This window comes from Tistrella bauzanensis, from assembly GCF_014636235.1.
GTDB lineage: Bacteria > Pseudomonadota > Alphaproteobacteria > Tistrellales > Tistrellaceae > Tistrella > Tistrella bauzanensis.
In genome coordinates this window covers 1-16714 of record NZ_BMDZ01000087.1, presented here as the reverse complement: position 1 = coordinate 16714, position 16714 = coordinate 1, and the positions used below count along the sequence as shown (strand labels likewise).

Annotated in this window: 16 protein-coding genes; 7 read left to right on the top strand and 9 right to left on the bottom strand. The window is 68.5% G+C overall.

Annotated elements, in window-relative coordinates; all coding sequences use genetic code 11:
* Nucleotides 1-218: 218 nt before the first annotated feature.
* Entirely contained in the window at nucleotides 219-566 is a 348-nt protein-coding gene (locus tag IEW15_RS22610) for a TraR/DksA family transcriptional regulator (RefSeq protein WP_188582259.1), read from the bottom strand.
* A gap of 232 nt (nucleotides 567-798) precedes the next feature.
* Between IEW15_RS22610 and IEW15_RS22605 the strand changes: the two genes are divergently transcribed.
* The 4 genes from IEW15_RS22605 to IEW15_RS22590 all read left to right on the top strand — a co-directional run bounded on the left by IEW15_RS22605 (nucleotide 799) and on the right by IEW15_RS22590 (nucleotide 6350).
* Complete coding sequence (locus tag IEW15_RS22605) at nucleotides 799-1320, top strand: sigma-70 family RNA polymerase sigma factor (RefSeq protein ID WP_188582257.1); 522 nt, start codon at nucleotides 799-801, stop codon at nucleotides 1318-1320.
* Nucleotides 1317-2357 (top strand): FecR family protein, encoded by a 1041-nt coding sequence (locus IEW15_RS22600; RefSeq protein ID WP_188582255.1) that lies wholly within the window; start codon nucleotides 1317-1319, stop codon nucleotides 2355-2357. The genes IEW15_RS22605 and IEW15_RS22600 overlap by 4 nt, the downstream gene beginning before the upstream one ends.
* 181 nt (nucleotides 2358-2538) lie before the next feature.
* Entirely contained in the window at nucleotides 2539-4977 is a 2439-nt protein-coding gene (locus IEW15_RS22595) for a TonB-dependent siderophore receptor (RefSeq protein WP_188582253.1), read from the top strand.
* A gap of 17 nt (nucleotides 4978-4994) precedes the next feature.
* Nucleotides 4995-6350 carry a PepSY-associated TM helix domain-containing protein gene (locus IEW15_RS22590; RefSeq protein ID WP_188582251.1) on the top strand — a complete coding sequence of 452 codons (1356 nt, stop codon included), beginning with the start codon at nucleotides 4995-4997 and terminating at the stop codon, nucleotides 6348-6350.
* Here the strand turns inward: IEW15_RS22590 and truA are convergent.
* The 3 genes from truA to def all read right to left on the bottom strand — a co-directional run bounded on the left by truA (nucleotide 6277) and on the right by def (nucleotide 8765).
* Complete coding sequence (gene truA, locus IEW15_RS22585; RefSeq protein ID WP_188582249.1) at nucleotides 6277-7149, bottom strand: tRNA pseudouridine(38-40) synthase TruA; 873 nt, start codon at nucleotides 7147-7149, stop codon at nucleotides 6277-6279. The genes IEW15_RS22590 and truA overlap by 74 nt on opposite strands.
* Entirely contained in the window at nucleotides 7149-8117 is a 969-nt protein-coding gene (gene fmt / locus IEW15_RS22580; protein WP_188582247.1) for a methionyl-tRNA formyltransferase, read from the bottom strand. Before fmt ends, truA begins: the two co-directional genes overlap by 1 nt.
* A 102-nt stretch (nucleotides 8118-8219) precedes the next feature.
* Nucleotides 8220-8765, bottom strand: a complete 546-nt coding sequence (def, locus tag IEW15_RS22575; RefSeq protein WP_188582245.1) for a peptide deformylase — start codon at nucleotides 8763-8765, stop codon at nucleotides 8220-8222.
* 194 nt (nucleotides 8766-8959) lie between these two features.
* Here def and IEW15_RS22570 point away from each other — a divergent pair, with 194 nt between their 5' ends.
* Entirely contained in the window at nucleotides 8960-10126 is a 1167-nt protein-coding gene (locus IEW15_RS22570) for a DNA recombination protein RmuC (protein WP_188582243.1), read from the top strand.
* Nucleotides 10127-10151: 25 nt separating this feature from the next.
* Here IEW15_RS22570 and IEW15_RS22565 read toward each other — a convergent pair whose 3' ends face one another.
* The 3 genes from IEW15_RS22565 to IEW15_RS22555 form a co-directional block, all read right to left on the bottom strand.
* On the bottom strand, nucleotides 10152-11462 hold the full coding sequence (locus IEW15_RS22565; RefSeq protein ID WP_188582241.1) for a glycosyltransferase: 1311 nt from the start codon (nucleotides 11460-11462) through the stop codon (nucleotides 10152-10154).
* A gap of 76 nt (nucleotides 11463-11538) precedes the next feature.
* On the bottom strand, nucleotides 11539-12138 hold the full coding sequence (gene recR, locus IEW15_RS22560) for a recombination mediator RecR (RefSeq protein WP_188582239.1): 600 nt from the start codon (nucleotides 12136-12138) through the stop codon (nucleotides 11539-11541).
* A gap of 101 nt (nucleotides 12139-12239) precedes the next feature.
* Nucleotides 12240-12743 carry a Dps family protein gene (locus tag IEW15_RS22555; protein ID WP_188582237.1) on the bottom strand — a complete coding sequence of 168 codons (504 nt, stop codon included), beginning with the start codon at nucleotides 12741-12743 and terminating at the stop codon, nucleotides 12240-12242.
* Between the two features lie 213 nt (nucleotides 12744-12956).
* On the opposite strand from IEW15_RS22555, the gene IEW15_RS22550 reads away from it, so the two are divergent.
* Together IEW15_RS22550 and IEW15_RS22545 are read left to right on the top strand one after the other, a co-directional pair.
* The gene (locus tag IEW15_RS22550; protein WP_188582235.1) at nucleotides 12957-13709 is read left to right on the top strand and encodes an AzlC family ABC transporter permease; all 753 of its coding nucleotides are present in this window, start codon (nucleotides 12957-12959) and stop codon (nucleotides 13707-13709) included.
* Entirely contained in the window at nucleotides 13706-14056 is a 351-nt protein-coding gene (locus IEW15_RS22545) for a hypothetical protein (protein ID WP_188582233.1), read from the top strand. Before IEW15_RS22550 ends, IEW15_RS22545 begins: the two co-directional genes overlap by 4 nt.
* A gap of 27 nt (nucleotides 14057-14083) precedes the next feature.
* Here the strand turns inward: IEW15_RS22545 and IEW15_RS22540 are convergent, their stop codons facing one another.
* Both IEW15_RS22540 and IEW15_RS22535 read right to left on the bottom strand, forming a co-directional pair.
* Nucleotides 14084-15217, bottom strand: a complete 1134-nt coding sequence (locus tag IEW15_RS22540) for an AAA family ATPase (RefSeq protein WP_229708536.1) — start codon at nucleotides 15215-15217, stop codon at nucleotides 14084-14086.
* 120 nt (nucleotides 15218-15337) lie between these two features.
* Nucleotides 15338-16498 carry a hypothetical protein gene (locus tag IEW15_RS22535; protein WP_188582231.1) on the bottom strand — a complete coding sequence of 387 codons (1161 nt, stop codon included), beginning with the start codon at nucleotides 16496-16498 and terminating at the stop codon, nucleotides 15338-15340.
* Between the last annotated feature and the right edge of the window lie 216 nt (nucleotides 16499-16714).

Below are 16714 nucleotides of genomic sequence, written 5' to 3'. Positions count from 1 at the left end.
TCACCTCACCCGAGGGAATCAGCCCCGCAGCGCGGGGGCAAGCGGACATCGACAGGGTTGGAGCCCATTCTGCAACAGGCTCCGCACCAGCGATCATCTGCAATGAGGGTTGTCTGTCGCGGAGACGGTGCCGGCGCGATTTGAAACTGCACGTTGTGGGGCGCGCCTGGCCCGGGTGCGGCTGGTTCGAGATGCGGGCCTGTCGGTGCTCCGGGTGCTCATCCGCCGGACGCGCAGCGAATGCAGGTCGAAATCGTCGGATCCACCGACAGCCGCTTGGGCGCGATGTCTTCGCCACAGGTGACACAGGCGCCGAAATCGCCGTCATCGATGCGTTTGAGGGCAGCCTTGATCCGCTCGATCTCATGGCCGCGCAGGCGTTCCGCGGCCATGGCCATGGCCTGCATCTGCATCGCATCGATGCGCGACAGCCGGCCGACCGACGCTTGATCCAGTTCGACCGGCTTGCGACTTGCGGCGGTGCTGTCGGTGGCCTGGTACAGGTCGTCGAGACGCCGGTTCATCACTTGTTTCAATGCGTCCAGTTCAATGTCTGAGGCTGTCATGCCGATCGTATTCCCTGGCTTTGACGTGAACGCGGCGACATCGCCGTTCTGTCGGACCAGTCTGGCCGGTCGATGTATGTGGCCGCGGCAATTGGCTGCACGATAACAAGATCATGGGTGCATGGCGCGAAAGGTTCCAGCGCCAGTGCCCAGGACAACATCGTTACATCAGATTGATAATCAATTGCATTCACGATAGCTTGACGCGTCATTCCGGGGGCGGAGAGGTATCGTGGCGCATGATCAAGGCAAGCTGGCCGTGTTTCTCGCCCATCGTGCCGATCTGATCGATTACGCGACACCGATTGTCGGCGACCGGATGCGGGCCGAGGATGTGGTGCAGGATGCCTATATCCGCTTCATGCCCGGCGATGGCGGCGGCCCGGCGCTGGACCAGCCGGTGGGCTATCTGTACCGGATCGTCCGCAACCTCGCTCTGGATCTGACCCGGCGGCGGGCCATGGAGCACCGGCAGCAGGGGGCGGATCTGCCCTGGTGGCTGGTGCCGGCCGAGCCGCGCACCCCTGAACAGGATGTGAGCCACCGGCGGAGCGTGGAGCGGATCGCCGCGGCACTTGATGGCCTGAGCCCGCAGGCCCGGCTGGCGGTGGAGATGCACCGTTTTGGCGGCCATACCCTGGGCGAGATCGCCAGCCGGTTGGGGGTATCGGTGCCGACGGCGCACCGGCTGGTCCGCGATGCCCTGCTGAAGATCGCGGCCGGCATGGACCCGGACATGACGGGGGGGCGATGATGGCCGGCGCGACCGATGACCGGGGCCATGCCGTGACACCGCCCGATCACGATCAGGCGCTGCGCGAGACGGCGATGGACTGGCTGCTGCGGCTGCACGACGCACCAGCCGATCCGGCGCTTGGCCGTGCCTTCGCCCGCTGGCACGCGGCCGATCCGGCACATGCCCGTGCATGGTTGCGGGCCTGTGCCGCATGGCGGGCGATGGGCGAGGTGCCGCCGCAGACCGGGCCGGCCGAGTGGCTGGCGGCAGAACCGGCCGCGCCTCAGGTGGTGCATGGGCGGCGCGGCTGGCGTGACCTGCCCCGCGCCCGGCGGATCGTCGTGGCCGCAGCGGCCATGGCGGCGGTGCTGGTTCTGGCGATCGGCGGGCCGGAGGGTCTGCGCCGCCTGCGTGCGGATCATGCAACCGGCACCGGTGAGGTCGCCCATGTGGTGCTCGACGATGGCAGCGTGGTCGATCTGGCGCCGGAGACCGCCATCCGCGTGCGCCTGTCCGATACCGGCCGTGCGGTGACCCTGATCAGCGGCGAGGCGTATTTCGCGGTGGCGCCCGATGCCGGGCTGCCATTCACGGTGACGGCCGGGGCCAGCCGGGTCACCGTCACCGGCACCCGCTTCGATGTCCGCCTGCAACCCGACACCGTCTCGGTGGCGGTTGAAAGCGGCGCGGTGATGGTGGGGTCGGCTGATGCCGGCGACAGTGCCGCGCCACATCGGCTGGGCGCGGGCGACCGGCTGGCGGTGGACCGCGCGACCGGTGATGCCCGCCAGAGCCTGCAGGCTCCGGGGACGGTGGCGGTGTGGCGCGATGGCCGGCTTCAGGTGACCGACGCGACGGTTGCCGAGGTCGTGGCGGATCTGCGCCGCTATCAGCCGGGCTGGATCGTCATTGCCGATGACCGGCTGGCCGGCCGGCGGATCAGCGGTTCCTATGATCTGCGCGATCCGGCGCGCGCCCTGCGGGCGATCGTGCGCCCCGCCGGCGGCACGGTGCGGGCGGTGACCCCGTTCCTGCACGTCCTGTCGATGCCCTGAACTTTACCCCCCTGCCATCGCATTCAGAAAAAGCCGCTATGGCCTGAAAAGAAACGCCGAGCCTCTCGTTGTTGATCGAGAACGGCGAATGCATCGCATTTGCAATGATCGACAGCATCGGACGGAAAGGGATCGGATCGTGGCGGGAGCGGGGACACAGGCTGTGGCCGGTGGGCGGCGGATGCAGGGAACAGGGCGGCAGTGGGCGATGCAGTTGATGGCGACGACGGCATTGGTGATGGCACTGCCGGCGCTGATCCTGACGGTGGCGGCGCCCGGGCAGGCGTGGGCGCAGTCGGCCGAGGCGGCACCGGCGGCGATCCGCTTCGACATCCCGGCCCAGCCACTGGCCGAGGCGCTGAATGCCTTCGGTCGTCAGGCCGGCCTGCAGGTGACGGGCGAGGCTGCGGCGACCGACGGGCTGCGGAGCCAGCCGCTGGCCGGCCGGTTCACCATCGACGAGGCCCTGGCCCGGATGCTGGCCGGCACCGGCATCGCCTGGACGATCACCGAGGATGCGACCGTGCTGCTGACCCGGCCGGTGGCGGCCGGCGGCACCACGGCGCTGGACCCGTTGACGGTGACCGGCAGCCGGGCGCGGCTGGAAACCGCGACCGGCCCGGTCGAAGGGTATCTCGCCACCCGCAGCGCCAGTGCCACCAAAACCGACACCGCGATCATGGACACCCCGGCATCGGTGCAGGTGGTGCCGGCCGAGGTGATCCGTGAACAGGGCGCGCTGAGCCTGAAGGACATCTACCAGAATGTCAGCGGCGTGCAGCAGGCCGGCAACACGCTGAACGCCCAGACCGAGGTGCTGCCGATCATCCGCGGTTTCGAGTCGCCGACCTTGCTGCGCAACGGCCTGCGCTCGACCTCGTCAGGCGCCGTGGATCTGGTGAATGTGGAGCGGGTCGAGGTGCTGAAGGGGCCGGCCTCGATCCTGTACGGGGCGCTGGAGCCGGGCGGTATCGTCAATTACGTCACCAAGCGGCCGCAGGATGTGGCGGCGGCCAGTGTGGAACAGCAGGTCGGTACCGACCGGCTGCTGCGCAGCTCCGCCGATCTGACCGGCCCGTTGACGGCGGATGGCGACCTGCTCTATCGGTTGAATCTGGCCTATACCGATGCCGGATCGTTCCGCGACGAGATGGAGGTGGAACGGCTGGCGGTGGCCCCCAGCTTGCTGTGGCGGATGTCGGACGACACCGAGCTGCTGATCGACCTGTCGGCGGTGCATGAAGAGCAGCCCTATGATACCGGCATGCCGCTGGACGCGAATGGCAAGCCGCTGGTCGATCGGGACACCTATTTCGGCGATCCGGATCTGGATGGCCGGACCATCGACGACTACACCGCCAGCTATCAGTTGACCCATCGCATCGACGACGTCTGGAGCCTGCGCAATCAGGTGCAGTTCCACCGCGCCGAGGCCAAGAACGAGTCGCTGCGCCCGCGCGGCGTTACCGGCGATCCGGGCGCCGAGGCATTGCGGCTGCGCTATCAGAACGAGGACCGGCGCGAGGATGAATTCCAGCTGGTGCTGGATGCGACCGCAAACTTCGAGGCGGGCGGCGTCGGCCATGAGCTGCTGCTCGGCACCGACCTGATCCGGATCGAGTCCGATTTCTGGCGCACCCGCCAGAACCTGCCCGACAATGTGCCGATCTCCAACGATCCGCAGGTGAATTTCGACCCGCCGGCCGGGCAGGCGCTGGGGTTGACCTGGGGCAAGACCGAATGGGCGGGCTTCTATCTTCAGGATCAGATCTCGATGCTGGCGGATGGCCGGCTGAAGCTGCTGCTGGGTGGGCGCTATGACATCGTGCATCAGGAGAACGAGCAAGGTGGCGTGGCCTCGCCCGAGATTGACGAGCGGGCCTTCACAGGCCGCGCCGGGCTGCTGTATCAATTCACGCCAATGTATTCTGGCTATGTCAGCGTCAGCCAATCGTTCCAGCCGCAGGATGCCGGCGTGGTCGACCGCTCCAACCAGCCGCTGTCGCCTGAGGACGGGCTGCAATATGAAGTGGGCGTGAAAGCATCCCTGCTCGACGACCGGCTGATGGCGACCGCATCGGTGTTCCAGATCGAGAAGGAGAACGTCGCGGTTCTCGACCAGACGTATTTCAACGACACCGGCATCATCAGCTATTTCCCCGGTGTGCGCGAACGCAGCCGCGGCTTTGAGGTCGACGTGACCGGCGCGATCACGCCAGAGATCAACCTGATTGCCAATTACAGCTTCACCGAAACCGAAACGCTGGAGAATGGCGGCGATCCCACGGCGGTCGGCCAGCCGCTGGGCGGCGTGCCCCGGCACAAGGCGCGGTTGTGGCTGAGCTATACCGTCGACGAGGATGACGCGCTGGGTGGCCTGGGCTTCGGTGCCGGCGCGCGCTATGTCGGCACCAGTTCGGCCCAGTTCGATCAGAGCATCAAGCTTGCCCCCTATGTCGTGGTCGATGCCGGCATCTGGTATGACTGGAAGGCCGCCCGGCTGGGGCTGAACCTCTATAATCTGTTCGACGAGGATTACATCGTCCGGGCCAGCGACCGCTCGATCGCCCATCCCGGGGAGCCGTTGAGCGCGATCGCCTCGCTGTCGCTGCGCTTCTGACGGCAGGCCCCGCCACCATGTTCGATGCCAGCCGCAAGACCCTGTTCCGGCTGCATGCCTGGATCGGCCTCAGCCTGGGCTATGTGCTCTATGTGATCTGCCTGTCGGGGACGGTCGCAACCTTCGGGGCCGAACTGGCCTGGCTGGGCGATCCGTCGCAGCGGTCGCAGCCGGCGGCGGCAGGCGTGCCGCCGGCCGGCTGGCAACAGATCCACGACCGGGTCGCCGCCGCCCATCCCGATGCCCGGATCCTGCTGATCCAGGCGGCGCCCGGCCCGCGATCGCTGGCGCGCGTGGCCATCCGGGTGCCGGGCGGCGACATCCGGCTGGTACCGGTCGATCCCTGGACGGCCGAGCCCCGGCCGGCGCGCGCCGGGCTCGGGCTCGCCCAGTTCCTGCGGGTGTTTCACAAACAGCTTTATCTGGTCGCCTCGGTGGCCGGGTTTCACGGCACGCTGGTGGTGGGCGCACTGGGGGCGGCGCTGCTGCTGGCGCTGGTGGCCGGGCTGATCTCGATCCGGCGCTGGTGGCGGGCCTTCTACACTCTGCGCATCGGGCGCAGCGCCCGACTGTTCTGGTCGGATCTGCACCGGATGCTGGGGGTGTGGGCGCTGGCGATCGGCATCATCCTGTCGGTCACCGGTTTGTGGTATTTCGCCGAAACCGCGCTCGATGGCGTCGGCGTCCAGCTCGACCGGGAACCGCCGCTGCCGATGGTGACCGCCGAGACAGCGGGCGATCCGGCACCGCTGGCCGATCTCGACCGTGTGGTGGCGCGGGTTCAGGCGGCTTTTCCGGCGCTGACAGTGCGGGACATCGCCCTGCCGGCGGCGCCGGGGCGGCCGCTGGTGCTGACCGGCCCGGCCGATGCCTGGGTGGTGCGCGACCGGGCCAACCGCGTGGCGGTCGATCCGGCCACCGGGGCCATTCTGGAGATCCGGCCCGCGACGGCGCTTGGCGCCTATGACCGCTGGGTCGAGACCGCCGATCCGCTGCATTTCGGCACCTTCGGCGGCCTTGCCAGCCGGGTGGTGTGGTGCCTGGCCGGGCTTGCGTTGAGCGGCGGAATTCTGGCCGGGCTGTATGGCGCGTGGCTGCGGCTTGACGCCCCCGCCGGGCGGCGACAGGCAACGGGCCGGGTGCGCGGATATCGGCGCCTGCCAGTGCTTGCCACGGTCACGCCCGCCATCCTGCTGATGGCGGCGGCGGTCCATGGCAGTTGGGCCTATGGCGTGGTCGCGGCGCGGCCCACGGGTGCAGCCGATGGCGTGCAACTGGGCTTGAGCTGGGGCGAGGGGGTCATTCTGGCGGTCTTTGGTCTGCTGCTGCTGGTGCCGTTGATCGGCTGGGTGCGGTTGCAGGCCCGGCGATAGCCGCCAGGGCCACCTGCCTCGCATCGCGGGCGTCCGCCATGGCCTGCCACTCGGCCGGCGGCGGATAGGTTACGAGGTCCAGGCACAGCCCCTGGGGTGGGGCGGTGGGGCCGGCGGCGGCGCGCCTGCGGGCGGCAAGGGCGGCCGAGACATCATCCGGCGTCCAGCGCTCCCGACCGACCATGGCGAGGGTGCCGACCATGATCCGCACCTGATTGTGCAGGAACGACCGTGAGCGGGTGGTGACGGTGACGATCTCGCCCGCCCGTTCCACCCACAGCGCATCCAAAGTGCGCATCGGCGATTTCGCCTGACAATCTGTGGATCGGAAGCTGGTGAAGTCATGATGGCCCAGCAGCCGCTCGGCGCCCCGGTTCATGGCCTCCACATCCAGCGGCCAGGGCAGGTGCCAGACCCGGTCGCGATCCAGCGCCGGATGAGCCGGGCGATTGACGATCCGATAGACATAGCCACGGCCGATGGCGGTGAAGCGGGCATCGAAACAATCGGGCACCGGCTCGGCCTCGATGATCGCAACCGCGTCGGGCTTCAGGAAATGGTTGATCGCCGAGCGGGTGGTGAACGGGCTGTCGGCGCGCGGCAGGTCGACATGCGCCACCTGGGCGGTGGCATGGACCCCGGCATCGGTGCGCCCGGCGGCCTTGATCACGCAAGGCTCGCCGACATAGCGGGCGATGGCTTCCTCCACCACCTGCTGAACCGAGCGGCCATTGTCCTGGCGCTGCCAGCCGACGAAGCCGCTGCCGTCATATTCGATGGTGAGCTTCCAGCGCGGCATCAGCCCAGCCGCCGGCCGGGCGCCAGATCGGGGAAGCCCCGGGCCAGATCGTCGATGGTCATCGGACGGCGGCCGGCGCGCTGGGCGCGGATCAGGGTCAGCACCCGGCCATCGCCGCAGGCGACCGAGCGGCCGTCATCCAGAAGCGTGCCCGGCGGCGTGCCGGCCGGGGCGGGCTGTGCGGCAGGGCGGGCTTCCACCAGCCGGATCGTTTCGTCACCCAGGGTGAAGCTGGCGCCGGGCCAGGGGGTGAAGGCGCGCACCAGCCGGTCGATCGCGGCGGCATCGGCGGTCCAGTCGATCCGGCCCTCGGCCTTTTCCAACTTGCGGGCATAGGTGATGCCGTCGTCCGGCTGGGGCACCGCCACGGCGGTGCCGTCCAGCACCGCCGGCAGTGTCTGGGCCAGCAACGCCGCGCCATCGGCGGCCAACTGGTCGTGAAGCTGCTGGGCGGTGGTCTGCGGGCCGATCGGTACCCGGCAACTGGCCAGCATCGCGCCGGTATCCAGCCCCGCGTCCATCGCCATGATCGTGACGCCGGTTTCCGTGTCGCCGGCCAGCAGTGCCCGATGGATGGGGGCCGCACCCCGCCAGCGCGGCAACAGCGAGGCATGAACGTTGACGCAGCCCCGCACCGGCGCGTCCAGCACTGCCCGCGGCAGGATCAGACCATAGGCAGCCACCACCGCGACATCGGCGCCGAGGGCCGCAAACGCAGCCTGATCGGCCGGATCGCGCAGTTTCACCGGGGTGCGGACCGGAATGCCCAGCGCGTCAGCCCGGGCGGCAACCGGGGTGGGTTGCAGCTTCTGGCCACGACCCGCGGGCCGGGCAGGCTGGGTATAGACGCAGACCACATCATGGCCGGCGGCGACCAGCGCATCGAGCGAGGGCACCGCGAAATCGGGCGTGCCCATGAACACGACACGCGCCCGTCGGGCATCGGAGGCGGGGCGGTCGGTGGTCATGAGGGCGGGTGCTTTCGGTACGACGGCAGCGGTGGAGCGGTATGGCCAGTATGTCCGGTATGCCCAACAGAGGCCTACCGAGTCATACCGGTAGGGCCAGGGTCAGTATGCGGCCGCGGCAATCGGCTTGTCGGCGGCGGTGCGGCGGGCCTTCACCAGCTTGCGCAGGATCATGTTGCGCTTCAGCGACGAGATGTGATCGAGGAACAGGATGCCGTCGAGATGGTCGATCTCGTGCTGCATGCAGACCGCCAGCAGACCGTCATCCTCGATCTCCTGGGTGTTGCCGTCGCGGTCGAGGAAGCGGACCCGCACGGCGGCAGGCCTGGCGACGTCGGCATAATGGGTCGGCACCGACAGGCAGCCTTCCTCATAGGTCTTGTCCTCGTCGGACACCCAGATGATTTCCGGATTGGCCATGAAGATCGGCGTGGGCTCCTTGCCCTCGCGCCCCCAGCAGACATCGATGACGATGACCCGGGTCAGCACACCGACCTGGGGGGCGGCAAGCCCGATGCCTTCGGCGGCATACATCGTCTCTAGCATGTCGTCCATCAGCCGGCGCACGTCGTCGTCGACGCGCGCGACCGGGGTCGCCGTCTTGGTCAGGCGCGGATCGGGTGCTGTCAGGATGGGCAGGATGGCCATGGACGTGACGACTCCAATTCTGTTCATGGGTTAGGTATTACGGCGGGGGCGCCGGGTCAAGACGGCCCGGCGCCCGGCAGCCCTGTGGGCGTCACGGGACTGTTGCATTTGGCATCGCCCTGGCCATTGATGGGCGCCCACCGCCACCCGCGCACCGTATAAGACGATGGTCCCCCTGCCCGGAGCCCCCGCCCATGCCTGATTTCGCCGCCATCGATCCCGCCCTGCTGATCATCGCGGGCCTGTTGCTGATCGTGCTGCTGGGCGCCGGCATGGCGGCGCTGGCGGCGGCGCGCCGCGCCCGTGCCGCCGAGGATGCGGCTCTGGATCAATCCGACGTGCTGGAACGGCTGGCGGCGGATCTGGCCCGGTCCAGCGCCGTGCAGGCGGGCCGGATGGATCAGGTCTCGGCGGCGCTGTCGGCCCAGCAGGCGCAGGTGGACGCCAGACTGCAGATCCAGGAACGGATGATCGCGGAAGCGGTGGATGCGCGCCTGGTGGGGCTGGCGGCGCGGCTGGATCATCGCTTCGACATCGAGGGCCAGCGCGCGGCGCAGTCGGCATCGGAGGTGCGCGCCCGGCTGGCGGTGATCGATCAGGCGCAGCGGCTGATTTCAGACCTGGGCGAAAAGGTGGTGGGTTTTCAGGACATCCTGTCGAACAAGCAGGCGCGCGGCGCCTTCGGCGAGGTGCAACTGACCGATCTGGTGTCGCAGATGCTGCCGCCCGGCGCCTATCGGATGCAGGCGACCCTGTCGAACGGCCGGCGCGCCGACTGCCTGATCAACCTGCCCAACCCGCCGGGGCCGATCGTGGTCGACGCCAAATTCCCGCTGGAGAGCTTCCACCTGCTGCGTCAGGCGAAGACCGATGCCGAGCGCAACGAGGCGGCGCGCGCCTTCCGCACGGCGGTGCAGGCCCATATCAAGGCGATATCAGAGCGCTATCTGATCCCCGGCGAGACGGCGGATGGTGCATTGATGTTCCTGCCGTCGGAAGCGGTCTATGCCGAACTGCACGGCAATTTCCAGGACGTGGTCGACAAGGGGTTCCGGGCGCGGGTGTGGATCGTGTCGCCGACTACGCTGATGGCGACGCTGACCACGGTGCGGGCGATCCTGAAGGACACCCGGGTGCGCGAACAGGCATCGTTGATCCGCGCCGAGGTGACGGCGCTGCTGGAGGATCTGGGCCGGCTGGACGACCGGACGTCGAAGCTGGTGCGCCATTTCGAACAGGCGACAGAAGATCTGCGCGGCTTGCGGATCTCGGCCGACCGCGCCACCCGCCGCGGCGAACGCATCGAGGCGCTGCAACTGGGCGATGGCGCCGGCGAGGCGGATGGCAACGCGGCCGGTTGACCCGGCAGACGCCCGTATTACCGGATCAGCGCCCGGCGCCGGCCTCCACCAGCCATTCCAGCGCATCAAGGGCGGCACCGGTGCCGTCTTCGGCGGCCATGCGGCGGCCGATGCGGCCGGCGGTGTCGGTGAGGGAGCGGTGGCGCAGGGCCTGACGGATCACGTGCCCCAGGCGCTCGCCGGCACGGGCGCCGCCGCCATCGGCGGCCAATGCCCGCAAGCCCGGCCCGCGCAGACCATAGCCCAGCGCGCGGGCCTGTTCCGCCCAGAACGGCTGATCGGCGCCCCAGGGGCAGATCACCGCCGCGCGACCGGCGAGAAGGCCGGCGGCCAATGTGCCGACGCCGCCATGATGAACCACCAGATCGACATGCGGGAAGATCCGGGCATGAGGGGTGCGATCCAGCACCAGAACCCGGTCGCCGGCCGTGGCGTCCAGCGTGGCGCCGTCGATGCCGCCCCAGCCGGTGGTGACCAGGGCCGCGACATCGGCGCGGTCGAGGGCGCGGGCGATGCTGCGCGCGACTGCCGCGCCATCGACCCCGGCCATGCTGCCGAACCCGATATGGACCAGCGGCCGGCGGCGCGCCGCGGCCCGGCTGGCGAAGGCCGCCGCCGGCGCGGGCAGGCCCCCGGCGCGGGGCTCATCGGGCGGCGCCTGCCAGATGCCAGTGGTGACGACATCTGGGCCCCAGTCATGGACCGGCGGCAGCAGGGCCGCGGAAAAGGCATTCAGGACCAGGGATGCCGGTGGCGGCGGCGCCGATCGCCGGGGCGGCAGACCGAACGCCGCCTCGCGCCAGCGATCGGTGCGCCGGTCGAGCGGCCGGGTGAGCAGATCGGTCAGGCGATAGCTGAGCCGGTTGCCGATCCGGCCGAGACTGCGCGAGATCAGCGCTGCATTGGGAAAGGCGGCTGTGGGCGCGATGCAGGGCAGCAGCGCCAGCCGCGCCCAGGGCACGCCGCCCAGCGCCTGCGCCAGATCGGCGGCGCCGGTGAATTTGGGATGGGCCAGAATGATGTCCGGCCGGCTCTCGACCGCCCGTGCGGTGGCATTGAGCAGCCGGTCGACCACTGTCGACAGGCTGCCCGCCGCCATCAACCGGTCGCGCAGCGCCGGCAGGCCGGCGGCCTGGGCCTGACCGCTGCGGGCCAGCGCCCTGAAATCGACATCCAGCGCGACATGACTGGCGCCGGTGGCCACGACATCGGTCGTATCGGTGGCGGGCGCCACCATGGTGACGGCATGACCACGCCTCACCGCGCGCGCCGCCAGATGCAGCACCGGCCGGACATCGCCTTCAGTGCCGGCGGTCATCAGCAGCAGACGCGCCATCGGTGGCCCCCTCGATCGCGTTCAGACATGGCTGGCATGGGTGGATGATGGTGCCGGGTGGCGCAAGTCGGGCGACTCAGACCGGCCGGCGCGCCTTCAGCGCCGCCTGGATGGTGCCGTCGTCCATATAGTCGAGCGCACCGCCCACCGGCATGCCATGGGCCAGACGGGTGATGCCGGTATCGGGGGCGGCGTCGGCCAGCCGGTCGGCGATGTAATGGGCGGTGGTCTGGCCATCGACGGTGGCGGGCAGGGCCATCACCACCTCGGTTATGCCGCCATCGGCGATACGCGCGGCCAGACGCGGGATGCCAAGCTCGTCGGGGCCGACACCGTCGAGCGCCGACAGGGTACCGCCCAGCACGTGATAGCGGCCGCGAAACGCGCCGGCACGCTCCATCGCCCACAGATCCGCCACCTGTTCGACCACGCACAGCACCGAGGGATCGCGGCGCTCGTCGGTGCAGACCCCGCAGGGGTCGCGGGCATCGAGATTGCCGCAGATCGAACAGCGCCGGACCTCGGCCGCCGCCCGGGCCATGGCGTCGGCGAGCGGCAGCAGCAGGGTTTCACGCCGCTTCAGCAGATCGAGCGCCGCCCGCCGCGCCGATCGCGGGCCCAGCCCCGGCAGTTTGCCGAGCAGGGTCACGAGCTTGTCGATTTCAGGTGCGGCCATGGGGCAGGCTTCCGGCAGAAGACAAAACGGGGCGCCCGACTATAGGACAGACGGGCGCCCCGATCCTAGGATTCTGGCCAGAGGCCCGCACCTGCGCGGGCTCAACCCTCGCGGGCGGCCTCGAACAGGAACCATGCGCGCTGCTCGGCCATGTCGGTCCAGTCGTCGAGCACGCCGGAGGTGGCGTTATCCTTGGCGGCCTCGGCCACCTCCTTGGTGTCGCGCAGCAGCTTCACCAGGGCCAGGTTGTCCTCGCGCAGTTCGGCCAGCATGTCGCGGGCGCTGACCATCTCGGCGTCATTGTCCTTGATGGTCTGAAGCTTCGAGACATGGCCGATCGAGCGCAGCGTGGTCTGGCCGATCTTGCGGACGCGTTCGGCGATCTGGTCGGTGGTGCCCAGAATCTGGGTCGCCTGCTCGTCGAGCAGCATGTGGTAGTCGCGGAAATGCGGGCCCGAGACGTGCCAGTGGAAGTTCTTGGTTTTCATGTACAACGCGAAGCTGTCGGCCAGCACGACATTGAGCGCATCGGCAACGCCGCGGGTGTTGCGGCCGGCAAGATCGGTGGGGGTGGCAAGGTCTGCGGCAGGGGTCTTCTTGGCCATGGGAGGCTCCGGTAACGGGAGTGGAGGGCAGGATACGGGGCGGGCGGCCGGACTGCGCCGACCCCTGATATGTCGGGCGTTGCGGATGGCGCGCAACCCTTCCAGACGCGTCAATATCACGTACCGCAACTAACGTATTGCGAGAATGTCATGGGTTGCTATCCTGCACCGATTGCCGTCATGCGCCACCCCATCCGGATGCGTACAGCCCCCATGGCTTCCACGATATCGTCTTCGGCCCGGCCGGTCCGGTCGGCCTTGCGCCGCAGCTGGCCGGTCTGCCTCGCGGTCAGCCCGGTGGGGCTGCTATTCGGCATCCTGGCCGCCGCCCAGGGCTGGGCGGTGCTGGAGGTTCTGGGCATCGCCATGATCGGCTTCACCGGCAGCGGCCAGTTCGTCTGGCTGAGGCTTGCGGCCGAAGGCGGGCCGGCGCTGGCGGGTTTTGCCGTGATCCTGCTGATCAATCTGCGTTATGTGCCGATGATCCTGACCATTTCGGCGCCGTTCCGGGGCACCGGGCCGCTGAAGGGCGTGGCCGCGCATATGGTGAGCGACGAATCCTATGCGGTGGAGGCGCCGGGCGATGACCGCAGGGTGCGCTGGACGGTGCGTGGCGCCCTGTTCGTGACCTGGACCACCACCAATCTGGCAGGCGCGCTGATCATGCCGCTGATCGCGGGCACGGAGGCCGCCGCGGTTCTGGGCCTGCTTGCCTTCTTTCCCGCCAGCCTGCTGCTGTTCACATTGTCGGTTCTGCGGCTGGAGGCGGCATCGCGCGATATCAGCGGCCGGCCGGTGCCACGCATGGTGCTGGCGATCGCCGCCGCCGCCGGCCTGGCCCTGATGCTGTATCTGGTGCTGGGGCCACAATGGTTCTGGCTGCCGGGCATTCTGGTCTGCGCGGTGGTGGTCGATCGGTTCGGGTTCGGTGATGCCGCGGCCGATGCACGGGTGGTTGCGCGATGACGATGGCAGCAGGGTTCGATCCGGTCGCGATGCTGGGTGTGCCGCTGACCGGCATTCTGCTGCTGGGGCTGGTCTCGGTGCTGGTGCGGGTGTTGCCGGCCTATCTGCCGCTGCCGACCTCGCCCGCGACCCGGCGCCGGATCGAGGTGGTGCTGCCGGTGGCGGTGTTCATCAATCTGGCGATCTATTGCGCCGCCGGTGAAATCGGCACCGCGACCCGGCCGGCGCTGGCCGGCTTCGCCACATTGGCGCTGCTGTTTCCCTGGCGCCGGCGCCTGCCCTTCATCCTGCTGGTGCTGATCCCCAGCGGCGTGTATGTCGCGGCGCTGAAGCTGTCGGGTGGCTGATGCCCGGCTGCGGCCGGTTGCCGCCCGTCAGCGCAACACAGGATGGATGCTGTGCGCCTCGGTGGCGTCGGGCACTTCCCAGCGGCTGATCATGCGGTCGATGACCGCATCGGGGACGCGGCCGGCGCGGGCACGGTTCTGGCGGAGCAGGGTTGCCGGCGCGCTCTCGACATAGACGATCCGCACGCGGGCACCATAGGATCGAAACAGGGAAATCCACTGGCTGCGGCTTCGGGTGCCGATATTGGTGCCGCTCCAGGCGAAATCGGTGCCGGCGCGCAGATGGGCCTTGGCGCGGGCTTTCGCTTCCTGCACCACCCGGCCCTCGGCCTCGCCGTGGTCGACGCCGAAATCGCGCCGGATCTCATCGAGCCCCACCACCGGCAGGCCGGGATGATGGCGGGCCAGCCAACTGGTCTTGCCGGCGCCCGGCAGGCCCGACAGCAGATGCACGGTCAGGCGGGTGTCGTCGTGCTGCGGATGGTCGGGGGCGATGCCGGCGGTGTCGTGTTCGAAGAACCGGATGCGGGTGTGGTCGGACGGGAAGACGAACGGCCGGGCCAGAACGCCCTCATCGTCGCAGAGCGTGCGGAACAGCGCGATGTTGCCGAGCAACCGGCCGGGATCAGCGCAGATCCGGCCGCGGGCATCGGCCTCGGCCAGCAGCGCCAGAAGATCGTTGCGGCCTGTAAGGCTGATGGCGATGGCGCGGCGGCGGGCCTCGACCGGGTTCTTCTCGATCAGGAACAGCGGGATCTGATGCCAGGCGATCAGCGCGCAGATCCGCTCGCGCAGCGCGAAATCCAAGCCCATCCGCCACAGGATGGCGCGGGCCATGATCGCGCCCTTGCGGGAATGGCCGGGCTGGGACACCCGGCCATCGGCATTCACCCGCGTGGTGGCGGGCTTGGCGACATCATGCAGCAGGGCGGCCGCGAACACGCAGGCGCGGTCTTCCGCCGGCAGGGCCTGATAGCCGTCGAGGGCAAGCAGCGCCTCCATGACCATGCGCGTGTGCACCAGCACATCGCCTTCGGCATGATGAATGGGATCATGCGGGCAATCGGCCAGGGCCTGAAGCCAGGGAAAATCGGCGAGCATGCCCTGCCATTCGAGCGCGGTATCGCCCGGTGCGGGCATATAGTCTGACAGGGCGGTCACGGGTGGATCTCCGGATGGACAACCTTGCAGAATATCCCGGCAGCCACGCCCTGACCAGCCCCACACCGCCCCGATCAGCCTGGCACGGGGCCGCACACCTCCAGCAGCAGGCCGTCGGAGTCACTCGATGAGGTAGATGTGTCCGGCCTCAGATTCTCCGACGCCTGCCCGGACCAGGGTCGGACGGATCCAGACAAGCCGTATTTCGGCGCGCCCCAGACCGTGAGGCTGTCGGCGCCAGTGCCCTCGACGCCAATGGGGACGCAGGGTTCCAACGCTGTCTCCCGTCGTGCCTGTCTGCAGGTCGCGAACAGGAAGTGCGCTTCCTATCACACGGATGAACGAGAATCCGCGATCAAGCATCTGGGTTTTGGCGCGATTGCGCTGGGATGGTTTGCCGGTTCTGACGGCCTTGACCAACTCGGAGGGGGCATCGTCTGGGTAATCGAGCGCTGTATCCTGAGGTTCGGCGGTCATATAGCACATGGCATTCACGATCAGGGCGAGAGCCCTGCGGAACGCGGGCAACCCATCGCGCGCGTACTCCGCCCACTCGGCTTGGCTCAGGTGACGGACGTCCTGAATCAGAATCTCGTGTCCGTCCGGCTTTTCGGCGACCACGTCCGGGTCGGGCCCGGTGATATCGGCTTCCAGTTTGATCTCGGTCCCAATGGCATCGCCCAGTATCTGCTCGAAAGAGCGGTTGCTGTCGGCGATGTCTAGCGGAGCATAATAGTAGAGATCGCGTGAAAACGGCCAATGGGCGGCGCTATTCGTCCGCGCGTCGAGGCGGCAGGTGGTGACCACAATTTGCAGGCTGTCGGTGCCTGACAGGCTTACATAGGCACCATCAATGCGGTTCGGCGGGCCGGGCAGCCTAGCATCGAAGGTGTCACCGAACGACAGATAGAAGGCTCTGAATGGCAGCTTGATGTCTCTAGCTCGAACCGCTCCAAGGTCTGTTCGGTTCAGAAGATCGACGAGACGCGGCGAAAGGAGGTAGGCGTTGCGCCCGAAAGCCGTGTACATGCCGACATGCAGGGCGAGACTGCATTCCTGAACCAGCATCGCCGTTGGCCGCTCCGGCCGTTTCTCGAAGGGAAGGACACTGATGGCGTTGTTGTAGGCCGGAATGACAACGTTCTGGATGCGCTCCACGTCTGCCATCGTGGGCAGCAGCGTCCGCCCTGCCTTCCTTATGTAGGTCTGGATGACCGGCTTCGCGAACGGGCGTGTCCGCATATAGCGCATCGGGTGGATGAGGGAACTGGCGACGCCCATGGCACACCTCATGACACGAAGCTGGCGGGTGATCCACGCGCCGGCTGTAGTCTGACAGGGCGGTCACGGGTGGATCTCCGGATGGACAGCCTTGCAGAATATCCCGCCAGCCCCACCCTGACCAGCCCCACACCGCAGGGCAATCGGGTGAAACTGTGCGTGACAGAGCGGAAAAAGTCTGAATCTCTCGTTGTCGACCTTTTTGGCTTGGGAGGG